This window comes from Paracoccus alkanivorans, from assembly GCF_003697785.1.
In the GTDB taxonomy this organism is placed as follows: Bacteria; Pseudomonadota; Alphaproteobacteria; order Rhodobacterales; family Rhodobacteraceae; genus Paracoccus; species Paracoccus alkanivorans.
This window is the reverse complement of sequence record NZ_QOKZ01000009.1, coordinates 12,167-33,511: the sequence shown is the minus strand read 5'-3', so window position 1 is coordinate 33,511 and position 21,345 is coordinate 12,167. Positions and strand designations below refer to the sequence as shown.

Annotated in this window: 18 protein-coding genes; 1 reads left to right on the top strand and 17 read right to left on the bottom strand. The window is 61.8% G+C overall.

Features of this window, described 5'->3' with window-relative positions; all coding sequences use genetic code 11:
• Positions 1–107: 107 nt before the first annotated feature.
• From C9E81_RS18470 to bglB, 17 genes are all read right to left on the bottom strand, one after another.
• Entirely contained in the window at positions 108–371 is a 264-nt protein-coding gene (locus tag C9E81_RS18470; RefSeq protein WP_122113840.1) for a hypothetical protein, read from the bottom strand.
• 524 nt (positions 372–895) lie between these two features.
• The gene (locus C9E81_RS18465; RefSeq protein WP_208021221.1) at positions 896–1,951 is read right to left on the bottom strand and encodes a Gfo/Idh/MocA family protein; all 1,056 of its coding nucleotides are present in this window, start codon (positions 1,949–1,951) and stop codon (positions 896–898) included.
• Complete coding sequence (locus C9E81_RS18460) at positions 1,951–2,736, bottom strand: ThuA domain-containing protein (protein WP_122113839.1); 786 nt, start codon at positions 2,734–2,736, stop codon at positions 1,951–1,953. The genes C9E81_RS18465 and C9E81_RS18460 overlap by 1 nt, the downstream gene beginning before the upstream one ends.
• Before the next feature lie 67 nt (positions 2,737–2,803).
• Complete coding sequence (locus C9E81_RS18455) at positions 2,804–3,811, bottom strand: ABC transporter ATP-binding protein (protein ID WP_122113838.1); 1,008 nt, start codon at positions 3,809–3,811, stop codon at positions 2,804–2,806.
• A 4-nt stretch (positions 3,812–3,815) separates the two neighbouring features.
• The gene (locus C9E81_RS18450) at positions 3,816–4,646 is read right to left on the bottom strand and encodes a carbohydrate ABC transporter permease (RefSeq protein WP_122113837.1); all 831 of its coding nucleotides are present in this window, start codon (positions 4,644–4,646) and stop codon (positions 3,816–3,818) included.
• Positions 4,643–5,605 carry a carbohydrate ABC transporter permease gene (locus C9E81_RS18445; RefSeq protein ID WP_122113836.1) on the bottom strand — a complete coding sequence of 321 codons (963 nt, stop codon included), beginning with the start codon at positions 5,603–5,605 and terminating at the stop codon, positions 4,643–4,645. The genes C9E81_RS18450 and C9E81_RS18445 overlap by 4 nt, the downstream gene beginning before the upstream one ends.
• Before the next feature lie 92 nt (positions 5,606–5,697).
• Positions 5,698–6,966: an ABC transporter substrate-binding protein gene (locus C9E81_RS18440; protein WP_122113835.1), complete on the bottom strand. Its 1,269-nt coding sequence runs from the start codon at positions 6,964–6,966 to the stop codon at positions 5,698–5,700.
• A 157-nt stretch (positions 6,967–7,123) separates the two neighbouring features.
• Positions 7,124–8,152 carry a substrate-binding domain-containing protein gene (locus tag C9E81_RS18435; protein ID WP_147457629.1) on the bottom strand — a complete coding sequence of 343 codons (1,029 nt, stop codon included), beginning with the start codon at positions 8,150–8,152 and terminating at the stop codon, positions 7,124–7,126.
• A 1,187-nt stretch (positions 8,153–9,339) separates the two neighbouring features.
• A complete protein-coding gene (locus C9E81_RS18430) occupies positions 9,340–10,245 on the bottom strand; it encodes an SRPBCC family protein (protein ID WP_122113833.1) in 906 nt (301 codons plus the stop codon).
• A complete protein-coding gene (locus tag C9E81_RS18425; RefSeq protein WP_208021220.1) occupies positions 10,242–10,583 on the bottom strand; it encodes an ArsR/SmtB family transcription factor in 342 nt (113 codons plus the stop codon). Before C9E81_RS18425 ends, C9E81_RS18430 begins: the two co-directional genes overlap by 4 nt.
• A gap of 173 nt (positions 10,584–10,756) precedes the next feature.
• The gene (locus C9E81_RS18420; RefSeq protein ID WP_122113831.1) at positions 10,757–11,806 is read right to left on the bottom strand and encodes an ABC transporter ATP-binding protein; all 1,050 of its coding nucleotides are present in this window, start codon (positions 11,804–11,806) and stop codon (positions 10,757–10,759) included.
• A gap of 8 nt (positions 11,807–11,814) precedes the next feature.
• Entirely contained in the window at positions 11,815–12,870 is a 1,056-nt protein-coding gene (locus C9E81_RS18415) for a carbohydrate ABC transporter permease (RefSeq protein ID WP_122113830.1), read from the bottom strand.
• Entirely contained in the window at positions 12,867–13,877 is a 1,011-nt protein-coding gene (locus C9E81_RS18410; RefSeq protein WP_122113829.1) for a carbohydrate ABC transporter permease, read from the bottom strand. The genes C9E81_RS18415 and C9E81_RS18410 overlap by 4 nt, the downstream gene beginning before the upstream one ends.
• Before the next feature lie 3 nt (positions 13,878–13,880).
• Positions 13,881–15,158 (bottom strand): ABC transporter substrate-binding protein, encoded by a 1,278-nt coding sequence (locus C9E81_RS18405; RefSeq protein WP_122113828.1) that lies wholly within the window; start codon positions 15,156–15,158, stop codon positions 13,881–13,883.
• A gap of 16 nt (positions 15,159–15,174) precedes the next feature.
• Positions 15,175–17,709, bottom strand: coding sequence for a hypothetical protein (locus C9E81_RS18400; protein WP_122113827.1), 2,535 nt, complete (start codon positions 17,707–17,709; stop codon positions 15,175–15,177).
• Positions 17,706–18,545, bottom strand: coding sequence for a 5-dehydro-4-deoxy-D-glucuronate isomerase (gene kduI / locus C9E81_RS18395; RefSeq protein WP_122113826.1), 840 nt, complete (start codon positions 18,543–18,545; stop codon positions 17,706–17,708). The genes C9E81_RS18400 and kduI overlap by 4 nt, the downstream gene beginning before the upstream one ends.
• Positions 18,542–19,627 carry a beta-galactosidase BglB gene (gene bglB / locus C9E81_RS18390; protein ID WP_122113825.1) on the bottom strand — a complete coding sequence of 362 codons (1,086 nt, stop codon included), beginning with the start codon at positions 19,625–19,627 and terminating at the stop codon, positions 18,542–18,544. The genes kduI and bglB overlap by 4 nt, the downstream gene beginning before the upstream one ends.
• Before the next feature lie 97 nt (positions 19,628–19,724).
• Between bglB and C9E81_RS18385 the strand changes: the two genes are divergently transcribed.
• A complete protein-coding gene (locus C9E81_RS18385; protein ID WP_122113824.1) occupies positions 19,725–20,741 on the top strand; it encodes a LacI family DNA-binding transcriptional regulator in 1,017 nt (338 codons plus the stop codon).
• Positions 20,742–21,345: the final 604 nt, after the last annotated feature.

Genomic DNA, 21,345 nt, shown 5'->3' with positions numbered 1-21,345 from the left:
ACCTGGCAAACCCCCTTCGTTCGGACACGGGCGAGAAGTGATGGCGGTTCTTTTTGCCACTTCCCCCGCCCCTTTGTATGGCACGGACGGATGGGCAGGCTGTTGACTCACTCCGAAGGCGCTTGATCCGGTGCGGGTTCATTCGCTCCTTCTTCCGTAGGAGGGTCCGAAGCCTCGGGTGCAGTTTCCACGGGAGGCGCAGAAGAGGTCTCGGATGCCGGCCGGGACGTTTCTTCCTCGGTCAGGATTTCGTCGGTCTTGGTCTTTATCTGATCTGCCGTTTCCTGACTTATCAAATCGTAACTAACCGCAAAACCAACGATCAGAGCGATGGCAGCTCCAACGATTGCAGTTTTCAGCTTTTTCGACATCCGGGCGACTTCCCACGAGGCGGCTCTTATGATGATTGCTCGATCCTGCCAGGAAACTCAACCCTCCCGACGATCTCATGCGCGGTATGTATGATCAGGCCCGGGTCCATGATGAACAACGCCGGCAAGCTGCGGAATGTGGGAATACCGACAGGCAACTACCCTTGTGCCTGTCACATTCCTGGCTTCGACAGCCTGCCTGGCCCGCATATTTTCGCAGCTTCCAAGGTCTCGACCTGGATGAACAAGGCCGGAGACCGGGATCGATCAGCACTTGTAAGGCGGTGGCTGATGTCCCGCCGGCACGCCCGGAATCCATGTGCGGCATTCCCCCGGCGGTGGTTTATGGCCGTAAGGCACACCAACGGCGCCGTTTTCGACACATGCGGACAGCGGAATTAGCGAAAGGATAATGAATGGTATTTTGTTCATCTTGATGACCCCGGGCTGCTCAAGCAATCTGTCCCCCGAGATTAATCGCGAGTTTCCCACTTAGCCAGCCTGACGGCCTTCGCCGGATAAGTTCAGACGGCAAGGCTGAGCCCGCCCTGACAAGCCGATTCCTCGGCGCGGTCCAGCAGGCGCTGCAATGCGGCACCCCGCGCGAAGTCGGGATCGGCTGCGCCCTCGCCGCGTATCGCATCGATGAAACGGCGATAGATCGGAACCACGGGAGGGCAGTCGACATCATGCCATTCAGCGCTTTGCAGATCGGGGACAAGGCAGGCGCGCAAACGGCTTTCCTGACGCTCGAAGCCCACTTCCAGCCCGCCCCTGTCGCCATAGATACGCAACCGAAGATCGTTCAGGTGGCCGCTGGCAAAGCGTGTCGCGGCCACGGTTCCCAATGTGCCGTTTTCCAGCAGGATCTGCATCGTGGCAGAGTCATTCGCATCAAGGGTATATTCCCCGATCCGCCCGCCGGGCACCTTGTCGAAAGTGGCAAGGCGACAGGAGACCTCGCGCGCGTCCTGCGCGGCGATGAAGGTCGCGAAATCGAGGATATGGATCCCGACATCGCCCAGCACGCCCTTGGAACCATGCGCGGTGGACAGCCGCCACAGCCATTGACTTTCGCTGCGCCAATCGCCCCAGGCAGGCTGGGTCAGCCAGCTTTGCAGATAGGATGCCTCGAAATGCCTTACCGTGCCGATCCGGCCGGCGCGAACCATGCGGGCGGCCTCCTGCAGGGCGGGCACATTGCGGTAGGACAGGTTTACCATATTCACCACGCCCGCCTTCGCGGCAGCCTCGGCCATTTCCTGTGCCTGGACGGCATCGGTCGCCAGGGGTTTTTCACAGAGCACATGCTTGCCCGCCGCCAGCAGAGGCATGGTCGTCGGGTAATGCGCGGCATCGGGAGTCACATTCGTCACCGCATCGAACTGCCCCCACGCAAGCGCCTCGTCCAGCGAGCCGAAAGCGTTTGGGATGCCATACTCCCCGCAAAAGGCGGCAAGCTGGTCGGCGCGGGTATCCACGCCCGCGGCGATCTCGACACCCGGAAGCTCGGAGAAACCCTCGGCATGGTTTCGTGCCATGCCGCCGGTGCCAAGGATCAAAAGCCGGATATTGCTCATCAGCGGAATCCTTCCTCGCCATGTTGATGCAGCCGGGGGCCGCGCTCCTCGATGGGTTCGAGCGCCTCGGTCACGGGAACATTCGGCGCGATATTGGGATCGGAAAGCCGCGGCGCCGGGTTATACGCCCATTTCGCCGCGTTCAGCAGCACGCGCTGCACATTGGCGTCGTGATAGGTCGGATAGGTCTCGTGCCCCGGCCGGAAATAGAAAATGTTTCCGGCCCCGCGCCTGTAGGTCAGGCCCGAACGGAACGCCTCGCCGCCCGAGAACCAGCTCAGGAACACCGTCTCCAGCGGCTCGGGCACACCGAAGGGTTCGCCATACATCTCTTCGTGTTCCAGCTCGAAATGGTTCGGCAGTCCGGCGGTGATCGGATGGCCCCGCGAGGTGATCCACAGCCGTTCCCGCTCGCCCGCCTCACGCCAGGTCAGGTTGCAGGGGCTGCCCATCAGCCGCTTGAAGGGCTTCGAGAAATGCGCCGAGTGCAGAAAAACCATCCCCATGCCGGACCAGACGGCATTGCAGACCCGCTCGACAACCTCATCGGCGACCTGGCCATGGGCGCAATGCCCCCACCAGAACAGCACATCGGTCCGGGCCAGCCTTTCCTCGGTCAGCCCATGCTCATCCTCCTGCAGCGTGGCGGTGGCGGCGGTGATCGCGGGATCGGCATTCAGTTCTTCGGCAATCGTGCCATGAATTCCTTTCGGGTAGATCGACGCGACGATCTCGTTTTCCTGCTCATGGACGTTCTCGTTCCACACGGTGACGCGGATATTCATCTTGCTCTCCTCGGATTGACCCGCCGACCGCATCGGCGGGGTTTGACTGGTATTGCTGGCGGCAGTGTCAGCGGAGCGGCTGGCCGTCCACGCCGAAGCGATGCAAATGCTGGGCCTGCGGTTGCAACGATACCCGGCTGCCATAGGGTATTGCCAGCTTGCCGGGCTGGCGCACGACCACGGGCTCATCCGCGCCGATCTCGACGAACAGGTAGTTGTCCGAGCCGAGATCCTCGGCATGAACCACTTCGCCCTGCCACTCGCCGCTGCCATCCGGTGCCAGCTCGATATGTTCAGGCCGGGCGCCAAGTGTCGCACAGCCCCTGGCATCCGCAAAGCTGCCGGTCAGGAAGTTCATCTTCGGACTGCCGATGAACCCCGCCACGAAGATCGATTTGGGATTCTCATACAGCTCCGCCGGTGTGCCCACCTGTTCCAGCTTGCCATCGCGCAGCACCGCGATCCGGTCGGCCAGCGTCATGGCCTCGACCTGGTCATGGGTGACATAGATCATCGTGGTGTCATCCATCGCGTGATGCAGCTTGGCGATCTCCAGCCGGGTCTGCACACGCAGCGCCGCGTCAAGGTTCGACAACGGCTCGTCGAACAGGAATACCCGAGGGTCGCGCACGATGGCGCGGCCGATGGCAACGCGCTGACGCTGACCGCCCGAAAGCTGCTTGGGCAGCCGGTCGAGCAGATGCTCGATCTGCAAAAGCCTTGCGGCCTCGCGCACGCGCCTGTCGGTCTCGGCCTTGTCCGCCCGTGCCAACTTCATGCCGAAGGCCATGTTGTCATAAACCTTCATATGCGGATACAGCGCATAGCTTTGGAATACCATCGCGATACCTCGGTCGGACGGGACGAGATGGTTCACCTTCTGGTCGTCGAACAGCAGGTCGCCCGAGGTGATCTCTTCCAGCCCCGCGATAAGACGCAGCAGGGTCGATTTTCCGCAGCCCGAGGGGCCGACAAAGACCATGAACTCGCCCTTGCGGATTTCCAGGTCGATGCCCTTGATCACCTCGACGGCGCCATAGGATTTGGTGACGTTCTTCAGTTCGATCTTGGCCATGGTTTCAGCCTTTCACTCCGCCTGCGGTCAGGCCCGCGACGATCTTGCGTTGGAAGATAAGGACGAGGACGATCAGCGGCACGGTCACGATGACCGAGGCCGCGAGGATCGGCCCCCAGGGAATTTCCTGCTGCGAGGCACCTGACAAAAGCGCGATGGCCACCGGAACGGTGCGCATGGATTCCGAACTGGTGAAAGTCAGCGCGAACAGGAATTCGTTCCACGCCCCGATGAAGGCCAGAAGCCCGGTCGTGACCAGCGCCGGCCAGAGCAGCGGCAGGAAGACGCGGGTGATGATGACCCAGGGGCTGGCGCCGTCCACGATGGCGGCCTCTTCGATCTCGACCGGCAGATCCTGCATGAAGGTTGTCAGCACCCAGACCGTGAAGGGTAGGGTGAAGATGGTGTAGGACAGGATCATCGCCCAGGGGGTGTTGAAGATGCCAAGGAACCGGACAAGTTCGAACAATCCCGCCAGAACGGCAATCTGCGGAAACATCGACACGGCAAGGATGGTCATCAGCAGCAGGCCCCTGCCCCGGAACCGCACGCGGGCCAGCGCATAAGAGGCGGTTACCGCCAGGAACAGCGCGAAACCCACCGTGCAACCGGCGATGAAGACCGAGTTCAGGATCGAGCGTGAAAAGTTTCGACTGCCCAAAACGGCCTTGTAATTGGCAAGATCGAACACCTTCGGCCAGTAATTCACCTGGAACAGCGCCGTACCGGTCGAGAAGCTGGTGACGATGGCATAGTAGAACGGGAATACCGCGAACAGCACGATCACGGCGACCAATGCATAGAACGCGATGCGGGAAGGCAGGTTGCGGGTCATCGCTGGCTTTCCCCCGACAGATCGACGCGCCCCAGCCAGATATAGAGGCTGACGAAAACGGCGATGATGGCAAAGAGCAGCGTCGATTGCGCGGCCCCATAGGCGAATTTGTCGAAATCGATCATGTTCTCGCGGCTGATGACCGACATGGTCTTGGTTGCCGCCGAGTTCGGCGTCAGCACATAGACCAGATCAAAGATTCGCAGCGCGTCCAGCATCCGGAAGATGACGGCGACCATCAGCGCGGGCTTGATTAGTGGCAGGGTGATGCGGAAGAACACCTTGACCGGATGGACTCCGTCCAGCCGCGCCGCCTCGTAGATGTCGCGGGGCACCATCTGAAGCCCGGCCAGGATCAACAGCGCCATGAAGGGCGTGGTCTTCCAGATATCCACGATCAGCACCGCGGTCATCGCCGTGTCCACGCTGGCGGTCCAGGCGATCTTCTGATCGATCAGGCCGATGCCCATAAGGATATCGTTGATGATCCCGAACTGGTCGTTCAGCATCCAGCCCCACATCTTGGCCGAAACGATGGTCGGGATTGCCCAGGGGATCAGGATCGCGGCGCGCACCAGCCCCCTGCCCTTGAATTCGGCATTCATCACCAGCGCCACGACCAGGCCGAAGGCGGTCTCGAAACCGACCGAGATCAGCGCGAAGCGCACCGTGTTCCAGACCGCGTTCCACCAGTCCGGATCAACAAGCGTCCCGCGATAGACGACGCGCCCCGAGGACAGGGTCCGGACGGACAGGTAATTGTCGAAACCGGTCCATTCCGCGTCATAGAGGCCGGACAGGCTGGCATCGGTCATCGAGAACCAGATGGTGCGCAAGAGCGGCCACGCGGCGACGCAGAACAACGCGATCAGCATGGGCGCCAGGAACCAGAAGGCCGCCCTTTGCCTGCGTTGCTTCAGACTGGGACCGGCGGCACGGCCCAAGGTAAGGTCGGTCATTGGAATATCTCCTCGTCATGGCCCTCCTGGCCGATGAAGGGGCGGGCGTGGTAAACGCCCGACCCGGTCGGCGGGGCCGTCAGGCGGTCAGATCACCAGCCCGAACCCTGGATGTCGCTGAGATCCAGTTCCAGCAATTCGAGATTCTCGGCGGCACTCCCCGTCCCGGACAGGGTTTCGTGGACAGCCGACCAGAATTTTGCCGAAACCTCGTTATATTTTCCCTTGGTCGCCGCCGAAGGGCGCGGGACCGCCTGTTCGAACACCTCTTTCCAGCGCGGGACGAACGGCACCTGCTCGGCGATGTCGGGATCGTCGTAAAGCGCGGTGATGGTCGGCAGGTTGCTGTTTCTCAGCGTCGTGCTCTTCTGTCCCTCGGGTCCCGACAGATACAGCGCAAGGCTGATCGCCGCCTCCTGCTTGGTCGAATATTTCGAAACCGCGACATTCCAGCCGCCGAGCGTTGCGGCAGAGCCGTCTCCGCCCGATGGCAGCGGCGCCACATCGAATTTTCCCTTCACCGCGCTGTCATCGCCATTCGACAGGTTGTAGGCATAGGGCCAGTTGCGCATGAAAACCGCGTTGCCGGTCTGCCAGACGCCGCGTGCCTCCTCTTCCTGATAGGCCAGCACGCCCTCGGGACTGATCGTGCCGACCCAGCCAGCCGCCATCTCCAGCGCCTTTGCCGCCGCGTCGTTATTGACCGAGATGGTGCCGTCCGGCTCGACGATCTGCCCGCCACCGGCGGATTTGATCCATTCCAGCGCATTGCAGGTCAGACCTTCATAGGCGTTGCCCTGCCAGACATATCCCCACAAATCCGCCGCGCCCTCGGCACGTTCAGCATCCTGGATTTCCTGCGCGGTTCGGGTCAGCTCCTCCCATGTCGCGGGAATTTCCTTGCCGTATTTCTCCAGCAAGTCGGTACGGTAATACAGTGCCGGCGCGTCGGTGAACAACGGCAGCGCGACCAGCTTGCCGTCAACGGTCTGGCTTTCGATAACCGAGGGGAAATGCTGCGGGATCAGGTCCTTGGCGGCATCGGACAGATCGACGAAATGATCGGCCAGCTGCGGCGCCCAGATGACATCGGTCTGATACAGATCCACATCCGTCGTCCCGGCAGCCAGCCACAGGCGATATTGCGCGAACTGATCCGAACTCGAAGCCGGCATGGGCACCAGCGTCACGGTATGCCCGGTCGCCTCCTCCCATGGCTTCACCGTCTCCCTGAAGTTCTCGAGGGCATTCCCGACCGCCCCGCTGACATAGAAAAGCTCTTCGGCGCCGGCAGGCGACATCCCCGCGGCCACGCATAGCGCGCATATCGACAAGCCGGACTTCACCATCCGTATTTTCATGATCTTCTCCTCCCTGTTTGCGGCACCGACATGGCCCGCTTCGCTCCCCGTTGCGTCTCGCCGCGATGTTTTTACTTAAATCACAATCCGAAACGTTTCGGATTTGTTAGCGGAAACATTCTCGCGCTGTCAACGATTCGTTAAGCAAAGAGGGTTTTCAGCTTTGCGGCGCGGCGGTGGACCGACGAAACCGGAACTGATGGGAGCCTATCAACTGCAATTTCGACAATGGCGCTCCGGTGATCGCGTCGGCCAGGCACCCGGCCAAGGGCTCCCAGCTGTCACGCAAGGGCGCATCGGTCACGCTGAGCGCGGGATAAAAGGCTGCAGTCTGCAGATTGCCCAGATGATCGTCATGCGCCATGACGGACACATCACCCGGAACCGTCAGCCCAAGAGCCTGCAACGCCTGATACACTCCCTTGGCGATCCGCACATTGCCGCAGATGATCGCCGTCGGCGCATCGCCCCCCGGTGAGAACAGATCGACCGTCGAAACCAGCCCGAACGCCTCGGTCATCTTGCAATTGCGGGTGATGGCCTTGTCAGCGTCCACTCCCGCCCCGGCCAGGGCACGCAGATATCCGCGCAACCGCGCACCCACATAGCTGCGCCCCTCGACCCCGTTGAGCAGGGCTATCCGTCGGTGGCCGAGAGAGAGAAGATGATCCGTCAATTCGAAAAAAATACTTTCGTTTTCAATGTCGAAATAGGGATGAACCGGATTTTCGCCGATCCGCCCATGCACCACGAATGGCACATCGAGTTCGGTCAGGAACGCCGCCCTCTCGTCATTGTCCTCGGGATCGATCAGAACGAAACCATCCAATGCGCCGTTTCCGATCAGCCGTCTATAGACCGGCAGGATCGGTTCCCCTTCCTGCGCGACATGAACGACGAATTGCATCTCGCGCGCGGAAAAATGCGTGGACAGCCCGGCGACAACCTCCATGAACAAGCCATCTGACGCCAGATCGGGAGACCGGGGCACAACCAGCCCCACCATGCCCGATCGTCCCGATACCAGCTTGCGCGCCGAAAGATTGGGTTGATAGCCCAGTGAGCGCGCAACCGCCTGCACATGCTCGCGCGTCCGGGCGCTGACATCGGAATGATTGTTGAGCGCACGGCTGACCTGGGTCACCGAAAGCCCGGCCTTCCTGGCGACATCTTTCAGCGTTGCCATGATATCAACTCCTGGATCCGAAACGTTTTCGAGCTTATCGCCAACATCGGCTTGAATGTCCAATCCGGAACTTCATGCCCTGCTACAGGTGACACCTTGGCCTATTCCTTGCAGGGATGCTCACAATGTCAAAATGGACAGGTGAGATGCGGCACCCGGTCATGAGCATTTCGGTCGCGACCCGGGATATCCGCTGAAGACCACGCTTTCCGTGATAGATGCCCCGTGGAAAGGCGCGGTTCTGTGGCATCCAGCCACAAGGCATGATGCCATTCAATCCGGTCCCGGTGGTAAAGTGGTCGTCACCGGGTTTGATCCCCTCAAGGCGGTGTATCACTTTCATACGGTAACCGCCTGTAACGCTTGCCGCGGCTGCAGCGATATAGATAGCGCGGCCGTATTTCCCGGACAGTTCGCCCGATGAGAGGCGCCGCCGCCTTTTGGAATGGGTTCCAGAGCGGCAATCTTCAGCTGCCTTGTCATTACAGCCCGCCTTGGATCTGGGTTCCACTCAATGCAGTGGGCAGGAAACCCATGCTGCACCTGCAAAGCGGCTTTTCGGAATCAGCGGTTCACATTCAGCCGCAGCACCCTATGTTTGCGCTATCGAATTTGCGTGACCGGATGCAGGCCATCCACCGCAACGAGTTCTGGATCAGGAGATGACAATGGCCAGGCACAACAAGATGCTGAACGGCATTCGCGGCTTCTTTCTCGCATTGGTGCGCGAAAAGGCAATGACCGCCCCGCGGCTGTCCGACGAGCTGTACCGGCACGCGCGCTGACGCGCCGTCGCCTTCTTCTTCGTGCAAATATCCCCGGGGAATCCGGCCCGGATGGGCCGGATGGGGGCAGCGCCCGATCGCGGGGCGCAACTCGCAACTGAACCCGATCAGCAGCAAACTGCTCTATCGATCAATCCGCTGGATCCAGCCTTACTCGAGCGGCCCGGGGGCTGACATGAGTTAACAGGTCCCGCGAGTGAAGATCAGCGGTCGGCATTTTCCTGGACCCCACGAAGCGGAAGCATATATTGGTGATCTATCCCGCTATCAGGCCCTTGGTCTTTTCCGGCCTGACTGAGCTACCGACCGGGTGGCGGATGCCGTCGCCGGTGAGGACGGGCGCGATATGGATGAGAACCCCGCCCGTAATTCCAGTTCCAACCCGCGGAAAATCACCGCATGTCAATCGGCCCCGACGAAACGCGCCAGCTTGCCCAAGGTCTGCAGGCCCAGTTCCACCGCACCGAAACCCCTGGCGTCCCTAAACTCCGCCGCCGTGCTGAACACCATGCCGAGTGTCACCTCGGTGGCCCCGTTCACCTCCTCGAACGAAATCCAGGCATCGGCGTGTTTCGGTCCGTTCTCGCCCCATAAAAGCGTGTAACCGATCCGCTCTTCGGTCCGGACCTCCCTGTAAAGGTGGTGGTTCGGAAAGACCGTGCCGTCCGGCGCTGTCATGTCAAAGACCCATTCGCCGCCAGGACGCAGGTCAATCCTGTGCGTATGGCAGCTGAACCCGTCCGGTCCCCACCATTTAGGCAGCGCTTCCGGATTTGCCCAAGCCTCCCAAACCACCTGTCGCGGTGCCCGGATATTGCGTCGCAGTATCATGGTGCGTTCGGCCACCCCCGCCAGATTGTCCAGACCGGCGCCGAAGCCCTGCCGATAGCCTGCCTCCATGTCATCAACCGCAGACGAAAGCTGAACCGTCAGCGTCAGCTTGCTACCCTCGGCCGTGCCCGCAAAATCCGCTGTCACCAAGGCCGCCGATTGCGTCAACTCGCCGGACGATATCACTTCGTAATTCACGCTGCGCTTTTCAGGCCGCAGTTCCAGCCAGCCGCAATCGCAACGGATATCGGACCGGCCTTCGACCTTGCAAAGCGAAACCTCGCGTCCGCCCACCCTCGTGTCGGCTTCAAGGAACTCGACTGTAACTGCGGGCGAAGGCGCGGCCCAGACCGAGCGGGCGGCGGGTGCAGTCCAGGCCTGCCACAGGGTCTCGACCGGGGCGGATACCTCACGCTCAAAGGTCAGTGTCGCGAAACGGCTGCTCGTGCCGATATTCGGAAGCTGTTCCGGTTTCATTTCGCGCGTTCCTCCATTAGCTTCATCACATATTCGTCCATCCGGTCGAGCCGGCCTTCCCAGATCTCCCGCTGTTCATCGAGCCATGTCCGCACCGGGGCGAGCGCCTCGGGCACAATAGCGCAAGAGCGCACCCGCCCGTCCTTCGAGGTGGCGATCAGCCCCGCTGCCTCCAGCACGGAGAGATGCCGCATCACCGTCGGCAAGCGCAGTCCGGTGGGGTTGGCCAGTTCGGTGACCGGCGCAGGCCCCCTGGCCAGGCGCGTCAGGATCGACCTTCGGGTCGGATCGGCCAATGCGTGGAAAAGGAGTGATAGGTCAGGTTCATGTTTAGCCATGCGGCTAACTAACATGTCTCATATTCGCAGGACAAGAAAAACTTCGTCAATTGGCTAAGTTTTATTCCGGAACCTTCCTTACCCCCCACGGCCAGCTATCGAAGGTTACTACGGGGCCGTCATCGATGCGCATCGGCATGGATCGGCTGCCGAGCTGTTCGGCGGTGCTTACCCTAATGCGGATTCAGCCTCATTCCATCCGTTCCGAAAAGATGCGGCAACTCGTCAAAAGTCAGCCTGATGCGCTGACCGGCTCCAAGCGCCGGTTGGCCGGAAAGGACCGTCACCATCGGCGTTCCGTCTACGGCATCGGCATGGATAACAGTTTCAGCACCGAGCGCCTCCACAAGCCGAATTTCCCCTTCCAATGCCGGTGCGTCATCCACAGCAAGCTTCAAATTCTGCGGACGGATACCAATTGTTACCTCGCCATCGCACGGAACCGGAACCTTCAGCCCACCGGGCAACTCTGCGGATCCGCCGGTGGCGCGGATGCGGAAGAAGTTCATATTAGGAGACCCGATGAAGCCCGCCACAAACAGGTTCTGCGGCTGGTTGTAAAGTCCGAGCGGTGTATCGACCTGTTCGACCATGCCCTTGCGCAGCACCACGATCCTGTCTGCAAGCGTCATCGCCTCGACCTGGTCATGGGTGACATAGATCATCGTGGTCGCCAGCCGCTCGTGCAGTTGAGCAAGTTCCGCCCGCATCGTTCCGCGGAGCTCGGCGTCAAGATTCGACAAGGGCTCGTCCAGAAGAAACGCGGTCGGGTTACGAACAATGGCACGGCCGATCGCGACGCGCTGACGCTGGCCGCCAGAGAGCTGGGTCGGTCGCCGTTCCATGAGATCGCCGATCTCCAGCATCCGCCCCGCCTCGTCAATCCGGCTTGCGATCTCGGATTTCGGCATCCGGGTATTCTCCAGTCCGAAGGAAAGGTTCTGCCGCACGGTCATGTGCGGATATAGCGCATAGGACTGGAACACCATGGCGAGACCGCGATCGGCGGCAGAGACGCGGGTGACATCCTCGCCGTCGATCTCGATCCTGCCGGATGTCGGCCGGTCGAGGCCCGCGATCAGCCGCAGCAGCGTGGACTTTCCGCAGCCCGAGGGACCGACGAAAACCACGAGTTCGCCTTCGCCGATTTCCAGATCGATGCCATGGATGACCTCGGCATTGCCAAAGCTCTTGGTAATCCCCTTCAAGACAATCCGTCCCATGCGTCCCCCTACTTGATGCCTGCCCCGGCAATTCCGGTGGTAATGAAGCGCTGCAGGAATACGAAGACCAGGACCACCGGGATCATCGTCACCACGGTCATGGCAAGGATATAGTGCCATTGCACGTTCAACTCACCCGCATATGTGTTGAGCCCGACCTGCAGCGTATAGTGCTCGCGCTGCGACAATACGATCAGCGGCCAGAGGAAATCGTTCCAGCGCCAGACGACCGAGAAGATGGCCAGGACGGCGAGCGCGGGGGCAGCGAGAGGCAGCACGATCCGCCAATAGATCTGCCATTCGCTGGCATGGTCCATCCGCGCGGCTTCCAGAAGCTCGTCGGGGATCGTGAGCATGTATTGCCTGAGCAGGAAAACCCCCGTCGGCGTCGCTACCGTGGGCAGGATCACCCCCCAAAGCGTGTTGAGAAGTCCCGTCGCATTCACCACCGAATAGAGCGGCACGAGAATGACCGAGAGTGGCACCATGAGTGTGGCAACGATCAGGAGCATCACCGCGTCACGGCCCCGGAACCGATATTTCGAGAGCGCGAACGCGGCCATGGAATTGGTCAGAAGCGTGATCAGCGTGGCCATTGTTGTCACGAAGACCGAATTCCAGAGGAAACGCAGGAAATTGTTCGCGACAAGCGGCTCGACATAATTCCCGGTCGCGAACCCTATCTCGCGGACAGGGCTGCGGTCGGCGATGTTCACATTGATCCGCTCGCCCGGGTTCTCGGGATCGACCATCTGCGAATTGACGCCGATACGCCGGATCTCCGCCAGGACTTCTACCGAGCCATCTTCCAGCGTTGCAGTGTAAAGCGGCAGCGGGGCGTCATATCCCTCGACCACTGCCGTCTGCTGAATATAAGGCAGGAGCGTTGGTGGGAACTCCGCCAGCTGCGCCGGCCCCTTGAACGATGATGCGACAAGCCAGAGTGCGGGGCCGAACATCAGGATCGTGCCGCCGATCAGCCAGATCCAGGTGGCGATGTCGGTCCAGTGCCAGCGCCCGCCATGACCGCGGCGCCGGAAAACAAAGGTGAGGATACGGCTCATCGCGCCCGTCTCCCTTCTGCCCGGCGTGAGAACCAGAGCTGCAGGAGCGTCAGCACCACGAGCACTGCGCCCATCAGGATCGATGCCGCAGCCGCCAATCCCGGATTGCGCAGGATCGAGGCGAAGCCGACCTCGTAGATATATTGCGTGAGATAGAGGGTAGAGGTGCCCGGACCGCCACCCGTCAGCACATAGACCTCGTCAAAGATCTGCACACCGCGGATCAGCGCCAGCACCAGAACCACAGCGAAGTTTGGTCCCAGGAGCGGCAACGTGATCCGCCGGAACACGCGCATGGGCGGTGTCGCATCCATCTCTGCAGCTTCATAGAGATCCCGCGGGATAGCCTGCAGCCCGGCCAGGAGGATCAGGGTATAGAAACCCATATGCGCCCAGGTTGACACCCCGACCGTGGCCGCGAAGGCATAGAACCTGTCATTGAGCCAGACTTCCGGCTCCAACCCCAGATTGACCGTGATCAGGTTCAAAAGCCCCTGCCGCTGCAAAATCCAGCGCCAGATCAGGCCAACGACAACAGGCGACAGAAGAACCGGAAAGAAGAAAACGGCTCGAAAAAAGCCACGGCCACGAATGTTGCGGTTGAGGATCAGCGCGGTGATCAACGAGACAGTCACCATCAGCGTAACCTGGAATATCACGAAGGTCGCGGTATTGGTCACCGCCGTCCAGAACTGGTCCTCGCGGCAGGTGATACGGCGGGTATAATCCTCGCATTCGAGCAGCCGGCCGTATTGTTCCATCCCGATGAAGGAACGCTGATCAAGAAGGATGCCGGTTCCCCCGGTCATCGAGTAGACGAAATTCAAAACCAGGGGGATCAGGACGAAGACGCCGAATATCGCGAGATTGGGCGCAAGAAATACGGCTGCCATGCCCCCGGTGCCGGTCCAGCGCTGCCAGACGCGCAGCGGCGGATCGACGGCCCTTGCCACCAGGGTGAGCGGCCAGGTAACCGCTCTTCCCAAGGTTTTGCCAAACCCGGCCATCGCTTACTGCGACGCCGCGCTGACTTGATCGGCGATGTCCTGGTCCATCAGCGTGCGGGCCTCTTCAAGGCTGATCTCGCCCGCCATGACCTGGCTGATCCGGGTGACGAGCGCGCCGTAATAGGCGTTTGCCCATTTCCACGCCGGCAGGGCATCAGCAAACGGCAGGGTCTCGGTCGAGGCAGAGATGAACTTGTCGAGCGCCGGGGCGACATTCGGGTCGTCGGATTGGAAATTCAGGCCACCGGCCTCGACCACGCCTTTATGTGCCGGCAGGAACAGGGTGCGTTCCGTGAACTCGCGCAGGATCTCCTCGGAGGCGAGATAATCCATGACCGCCGCGACCTCTTCGGGATGCCGGGTGTATTTGATCGCCACGAGAGCCGCGCCGCCGGCGAGTCCGGAACATCCGGCGCTCCCGCAGGGCGAGCCGGTAGCGACCCAATCGAAGGCGTCACCGATCTTGGTCGAGAGATTTGCGATCTGCCAGGAGCCGGAATAGTAGAATGGGATCTGGGCATTGATGAAATCGTCCGCTGCTGCGCGGTAGGTGGTCCCGGCAGCCGAAACCCACACCTCGGGCAGCATGAGCCCCTGATTGGTCCAGTCGACAAGCTTGGAGGCAAAGGTCATGGTGCCGTCGTCGATCGGCGCGGGCATCCGGTCATCGCCGATATAATTCGCGCCATACGAGGCGTTGGGTCCCGAGATTCGATGTCCCGAGCGGTCAATGGCAAAGGCGGCGGGCAATTGTTGGCTTTCCATCACCTCTTTGGAGGCCGCGATCCAGTCGTCCCAGGTTGCCCCGTCGCCCGGCATCTCTACACCGGCCTGCTCGAAAAGCGTCTTGTTGGCAAAGCCTCCGGTCAGCGTGAGCTGGGTCATGAAGCCCGGTATCGCATCCGAGCCGTCCGGACGCATCCAGTCGAAACGGTCGCCGAAATTCGCCTCCCAGTAAGCCGGGTCCTCGACATAATCGCGCAGGTCCAGCCAGTGCTCGGCCTGTTCCTTGAGATTCGTCACCCGGGCGATATCCGGCCCCTTGCCGGAGGCTAGCTGGATCGGCAATTGCTCCTGAATCACCTGATAGGCGACATTGTCGAGAACCACATCGATCTCTGGATGCGTCTTCTCGAACCGATCGAGCAGATCCTGCATCACCTCGCCTTCTATCCCGTCGGAGTACCACATCACGCGGACTTCGACCTTGTCCTGGGCAAACGCTGCCGAGCCGAATCCGGCCACGGCCAGCGCCGCAAACGATGCCATCGTGAATTTCATCCGGTCTTCCTCCCTGTCATGGCCTCTGGCCCGCACCGGCCTTGGCCGTTGCCTTGTCCTGCGTGGAAACAAACGGCACGCGGTGCAGGATTTCCCGCTGGCCCGATACGGTGAATTCGGCCGGATCGATCCGACGGCCCTCCGCCGCCACCGTCCCGTCGTCATGGAATATCACACGCCCGTAATCTGGGTCCTCTATCTCGATTGCTGTCGCTTTCTCCTCGGGAACCAGCCTGGCGAATCGCGCCGCGAATGCCATCTCGTCCCCATGGGCAAGGACGGACCCAAGACGCAACAGCCACCAGTTTTCGCGCCCGGAAAGGCGTAACTCGTTACCTGCCGCGGGGCCACTGTCAACCATACGGAACGGCGAGGAACCGCGCAGCATCAGATGGGCAGGCCCGGACCGTGCAAAAGCCCTGTCACCTTGGATTCGGGCGCTGTCGAAATCGCCGGTGGGGAACCAAGCATGGGTAAAATCCGGTTGCGGAGCCACCCCGGCGAACCGGACGAGGGCCAGGTCGCGATATTGCTGAACCCTAGGGACTGAAGCCGAGCCTCCCCAGTAAGAGGGCCGCCCATAGCCTGAATGGGTCACCTCGCCGGGATGGTTGATCCACACTTGCGCATTCGGGTTCTCGCCGAGCCGGGCATGGATCAGGGTTTCCTGATAGCCCCATTCATACCAGCGGTAGGTAACGGCACTGCCCATCGCGTGATCGGCGGTCTTGTGATGATAAAGCCTGGCGATCGCGTCCTGACCCTGTGCGAACCGCCACTCCTGCGCCCCATCGCCTGCCATGATTGCACGGTCCGTGTGATCGGGCAGCATCAGCCCGTGATCCCTGAGGCAAACCGCAAGCTGCGGCGTCGCATGAAACCGGGTGCCGTAGCTTCCACTCCCCCATAGAAGCCGTGCTATCGCAGAAAGCTCCAGCGTCATCGACGCCCGAAGCGTATGCTCGTAACTGCGGCCCTGCGCGGCAGTGAGCACGCCCTTGTGGGCCGAATTTGCCACGATATCGATCAGCCGGCGGATCCCGCTTGCGGCACGTTCGCGCAAACCGGCATCGGGCGAAAGCGCGTAAAGCGCCGTCAGCCCCTTCAGGTCAATCGGAAAATAAGGAGCGGAGTTGAACTCGGCCATCTCCCATCTCTCGAAATGATCGAACCAGCGGCCAAGCCGTTCAGCGCCAATTCGGGACTGTTCCGCTCCCGTGCGGCCGGAGCGAACGAAAACCCCCTCTGGCAGGAGCGCCCCGCCGAGATGCGCGGCGGTATGGAACAGAAGCGCATGGTTCTCGGAGAAATACCACTGCACGTCGTTGCCGGGCTCGTCCATCCAGTACCGGTAGGCGCGGATTGTCCGGTCTATGCGTGCGCAAAGCTCTGCCCCCAGCAATTCGGGCCAGCTTGTCCGGCACCAGATCAGCGGCACAAGCGCAAAATCCGCACAGTCCCAGCAGGCGTCAATCCGGGGCAGCGCGGCCTCGATCATCGCCCGTGTTTCCGCGCCGCCATCCTCCAGCGCAAGCCGCGCCAGCGCCCGAACGGTATCGGCCTCGCCGCCATTGGCAACGGCGGTCAGCGCCTCCGCAACGCGTGCGGCCATGCCGGCAGGCGCCGGACCCTGCTTCCTGCTATGGGCAATCTCGGTGCCATAGACGCGTTCAGCCGCGAAACCGTCGACCGCAAGGCGCACCACGACATGCCGGAAATCCGCAGGAAGCGCATCGGCATGGCCGAGATCGATCTCGGTTGCTCCTGCGGCAAGGTCGATCTGCATCGGTGGAAGCGGATCGTGGGACATGAAATCGCCCTCGATCCGGATCTCGGCATGGCACGGAACCGGCAACGGATTCGGCAGGGTCAGGCGAACCGGCCCGCCATCATGGCAGGTTCGGGAAAAATGCATGGTCTCCAGGGCAGTTTCCACCGCCCGCGCATGCTCGGCCCTCGCCCCGATACGGATCGCCTGCCGCGCAACTGGACCCCCATCATAGTCCAACTGCGCATAGAAACGCGTATCCCGCTCGGCCAGGTCGTCCAGGAACAACTCGATCCGGTTCTCGCCCATCGCAAGATCCACCGCGATTTCGGCGACGGTCTCGAAATTCCGTCGATACTCCGCGGTCCACAGAATTTCCTCTCCATTCAACCGGAGTATCGCACCGCCACATGTGGCCAGCCGCAGCCTCGCGCGCCCGGCGGTCTCGGCAATGACAAGCGTCTCGGCCCGGGCGGCCAGACGCGTGGCCCGAAACCAGAAGCCCGAGAGATCGAGCCGCGGCGACCCGAAACCGAGCCAGACCCGATCCGGTGCCCCTGTTACCCGTTCGTCGGGGCGGCGTCCCCGAAAACGCTCCGCGAAATCTGTCCGGCAGGGATATTCGTGCGGGATGAAGTTCTTCTCCTTGGTCAGGAAGAAGAACGGATCCATCTCGCCCTCCATCGGGCGCTCGGCCACATCGAACGGTTCTTCCGCAACCGCCGAAACCCGCCAGAGGGTAATGGGCGCACCGGGCATGAGCGGACGGTCGAGGCGGCTCATTTGAGTGCCCTCACCGGAATCGGATCGACATCCTTGTAAACCTGATTCTCGCCGGTCATTCCCCAGACGAAGGCATAGGGTCCCGTGCCCGCGCCCATGTGGATGGACCAGGCCGGCGAAAGCACCGCCTCACCCGAGGCCACCACGAGATGGCGGGTGTTGTCGGGACGACCCATGAAATGGAACACGCGATCCTCCCCGTCCATGTCAAAGTAGAAATACGCTTCCATCCGCCGCTCGTGCAAATGCGGCGGCATCGTGTTCCAAATGCTTCCCGGCGCCGGATCGGTGATCCCCATCAGCAGCAGGCAGGACGGCGCCACCTCGGGATGGATATACATCCTCAAAGTCCGCATATTCGATTTTGCGGCCTCGCCCATCGTTATCGGTTTCGACTCGGCTCGGGTGATCAGGCGATGCGGATGCTCAACCCCGGCCGGAACCGAATTCAGATAGAACATCGCCGGGTTTGCTGTGTCGTCGGAAGTCAGGTGCACGTCTCTTGCGCCGCGCCCGACATAAAGGATATCGCGCGGGCCGACCGAAAACGTTTCACCGTCCACCACGGCCGTCCCCCGCCCTTTCCCGAGATTGGCGATGCCACCTTCGCGGGTATCGAAGAAATGCGGTGTGCCGACCTCCGCGCCGTCACCGATGGCGATGCCGCCGGTCTCGGGCACGACGCCGCCGATCACCATTCGGTCGACATGTGTATAGGCAAACCGCGCCTTGCCTCTTGCCCAGAGCTCCGGGATCAGGAACTCGTTTCGCAGGTCATCGGCGGTCATTCCGTCGATCGCCGACGGGGCGGCACCATATCGGGTGGTCCAGGTCATCGGGCCTCCGGATCGTTGAGCGCCTCGGCGAGGCACAGGATGGCGAGCGACTGACCGTAGCCGGTGGGCTGTATCGGGATGTCGCGGTAGAATTGCAGATCCTGGCCCATGCGTGTGCCGTAGGACACGCCGCCCACGACACCATCGGCACCTATCTGCCCCAGCACATAATCGACCGCACGGCGCCCCGCCCTGCGTGCCTCGGGTGATGCACGGCCGAGACGTGCGGCTTTCATCAGTCCATAGGCGATGCCGGCCGTGGCCGAGGTTTCCTCATAGGAGGACGGATCATCAAGCAGGGTTCGCCAGGCACCGCCTGCGGTCTGAAGCGGCAAAAGCGCCGCGATCTGCGCGCCGAGCACCCCATCCAGAAAGCGCGCGACCGCGGGATCCAGTCGGCAGAGCTCGGGCAGATCGGCAAGCCCGGCGGTGATCCATGCATTACCCCGTGCCCAGCGGGCCCGGGCAAAGTTGTCGCGCCGCGGAAAGCTCCAGCCATGGAACCAGAGCCCTGTTTCCGGATCCGCCAGATAACGCGCATGCACCAGGAACTGATGCTGTGCCTCGTCGACGAGCGCGCGTCGGCCCGACAACTCGCCATAGGCGGCCAGAAACAACGCCACCATGAACAGCGTGTCGTCCCAAAGCTCGCCATCATTGATCTTGTCGGACACGTCATGCTGAAACCCGCCCTCGGGCGTGCGCGGCATCTCGGCCAGCACACGGTCGGCCCATTCAGACAGCATCGCCTCCCAGCGCGGATCGCGTGTCCTGCCCCAAAGCAGGGTCAGCGCCAGCATCGGAGCCGTCGTGTTGACGTTGAGAGAGGGCAGCCCGCGCGCTTCATGTGCCGCGAACCAATCTTCCAACAGGGTGCGCAGCCGCTCTTCTCCGGTGTCGCGCCACAGCCGGACAAGCCCATAAAGCCCGACGCCCTGCGGCCATTCCCAAGCCTGAAAGCTGATATAGTCCCCGGCTGTGCCATCGAGGTTGGGTTCGTCGAACCTTCCGTCGTTGCGCAGCGAGGTCAGACCGTCGACCACACGGGTCAACGCATCGCGAACCGCCAGTTCGTCTCGCATTACGTTCCTCCCCTGCCATCAGGATAGCTGACGGAAAATTGTTTGCACAACATGTAAATTTTTTGCAGTCTATGCTCGAATCCGGGCGGGAGCGATCATGGAGCGACGGCGCATCAGGATGGAGGACCTGGCGGAGCGTTGTGGCGTTTCGATCGCCACGGTGAGCCGCGTGCTTGCGGATCGTCCCGGCGTGCGGCCCGAACTGCGCAGCAGAATTCGCGACGCGGCAGCGCTGCTGGGATACGCGATGCCATCGACGGTGGCGGGCCGCACGGCAATCCTTGTGGCGAGCCAGGCGGCAATGGTCGACTATGCCCGCAGCCAGTTCACGCTGCACGTCCTTGACGGAATGCGGGATCGCGCGGCGGCCCTAGGCATGACCCTCGAAACCCGCACCGCCACGGCATCGCTCGACACGACCCTTGCCGCTGACGAGGGCGCGGCGGGCTATGTGCTTCTGACACCCGAGACGGATGCCGCGATTGCCGAGGCCGCCGCGCTCGGCCGGCCGGTCGTGCTCGTCAATGCCGACGATCCGATGATGCGGCTATCGTCAGTCGCACCTTGCAATCGCACTGCCGCGGCGCGGGCGACCGAGCTGTTGCTCCGGCTCGGACACAAGCGAATCCTGTTTTTGACCCGACCCGGCCGCCGAACCATAGAACGCCGCCGCGAAGGCTGGGCGGACCGGCTGACAGCCGAGGGAATCGCACCGGAACCCTCGCTGGTCGTGGAGGTCGATGACTGGCTGCCCGATGCCGCCGCCGCCGCAGTGACACGCCGCCTTTCGAAAGGCCCCCGAGATTTCACAGCGATTCTGGCGGCAGGAGACAGCCTCGCCGTCGGGGCGCTCCTCGCCTTGGCCAGCGCCGGGATCGACGTTCCGGGCGAGGTGAGCGTGCTCGGCTTCGACGGGCTGCCGCAATGCGATCTGCAGACCCCGCCACTATCGGCCGTCGAGATCCCGATGCGCACCATTGGCAGTCTCGCCCTCGATCTGTTGCGCGAGACAATCACCGGTCCCGATCTGCCGCCTCGTCGGGTCGAACTGGCGTGCCGCATCGTCGAGCGTGGATCGACCGGCCCCGCCCCGGCGCTGCCAACAAACCCCTGATCGCAACATTGTTGAGGCCTACCGGCACAGGCCGAGCAATCGCCCGACGCCCGAGTTCTCATCTTGTGCAGCGGGCCGGGTGATCGCGCAGGTCAGGGTCCGCGCGCAATCGTCGGAAGGGAGGCAACAGCACAGTCCAACTTCACAAGATCGCCTACGCGTCAAACAAGCGTCTGCTTGCTCCTCACTTGCCCAAGGCTAACAGAAAATACTGTGGAATATCAGGGAAGACGCTGCCGCAACCTCAAGATCGCGTGGAAAATCATCTGCAAGAATGCCGGGCTGGATGACGTAACGCTCCATACCCTTCGGCATACCGCGATCACACGGGCGCTACAGCATGTTGCGGGGCATGGGATGTCGCTACTCTACTGGAGGCAGATGGCGCGGCGAGCGGAAAGCAGCAGCCCGCATGTGCCGAACTCCTGAAGGTTCTCGGTGACACTGAGTGCATCCGGAACGCGCTCATTCGCCTTCGCAAACGTCGCTCAAGCAGGCATGCCGCGCCAGCATGATGGTCGCGGATTGACAAAGCGCCATTTCGCACAACCCACGGGTGGATCGCCTGCATGTCCGTCCTTCAACACATCGGAACGATAGATAA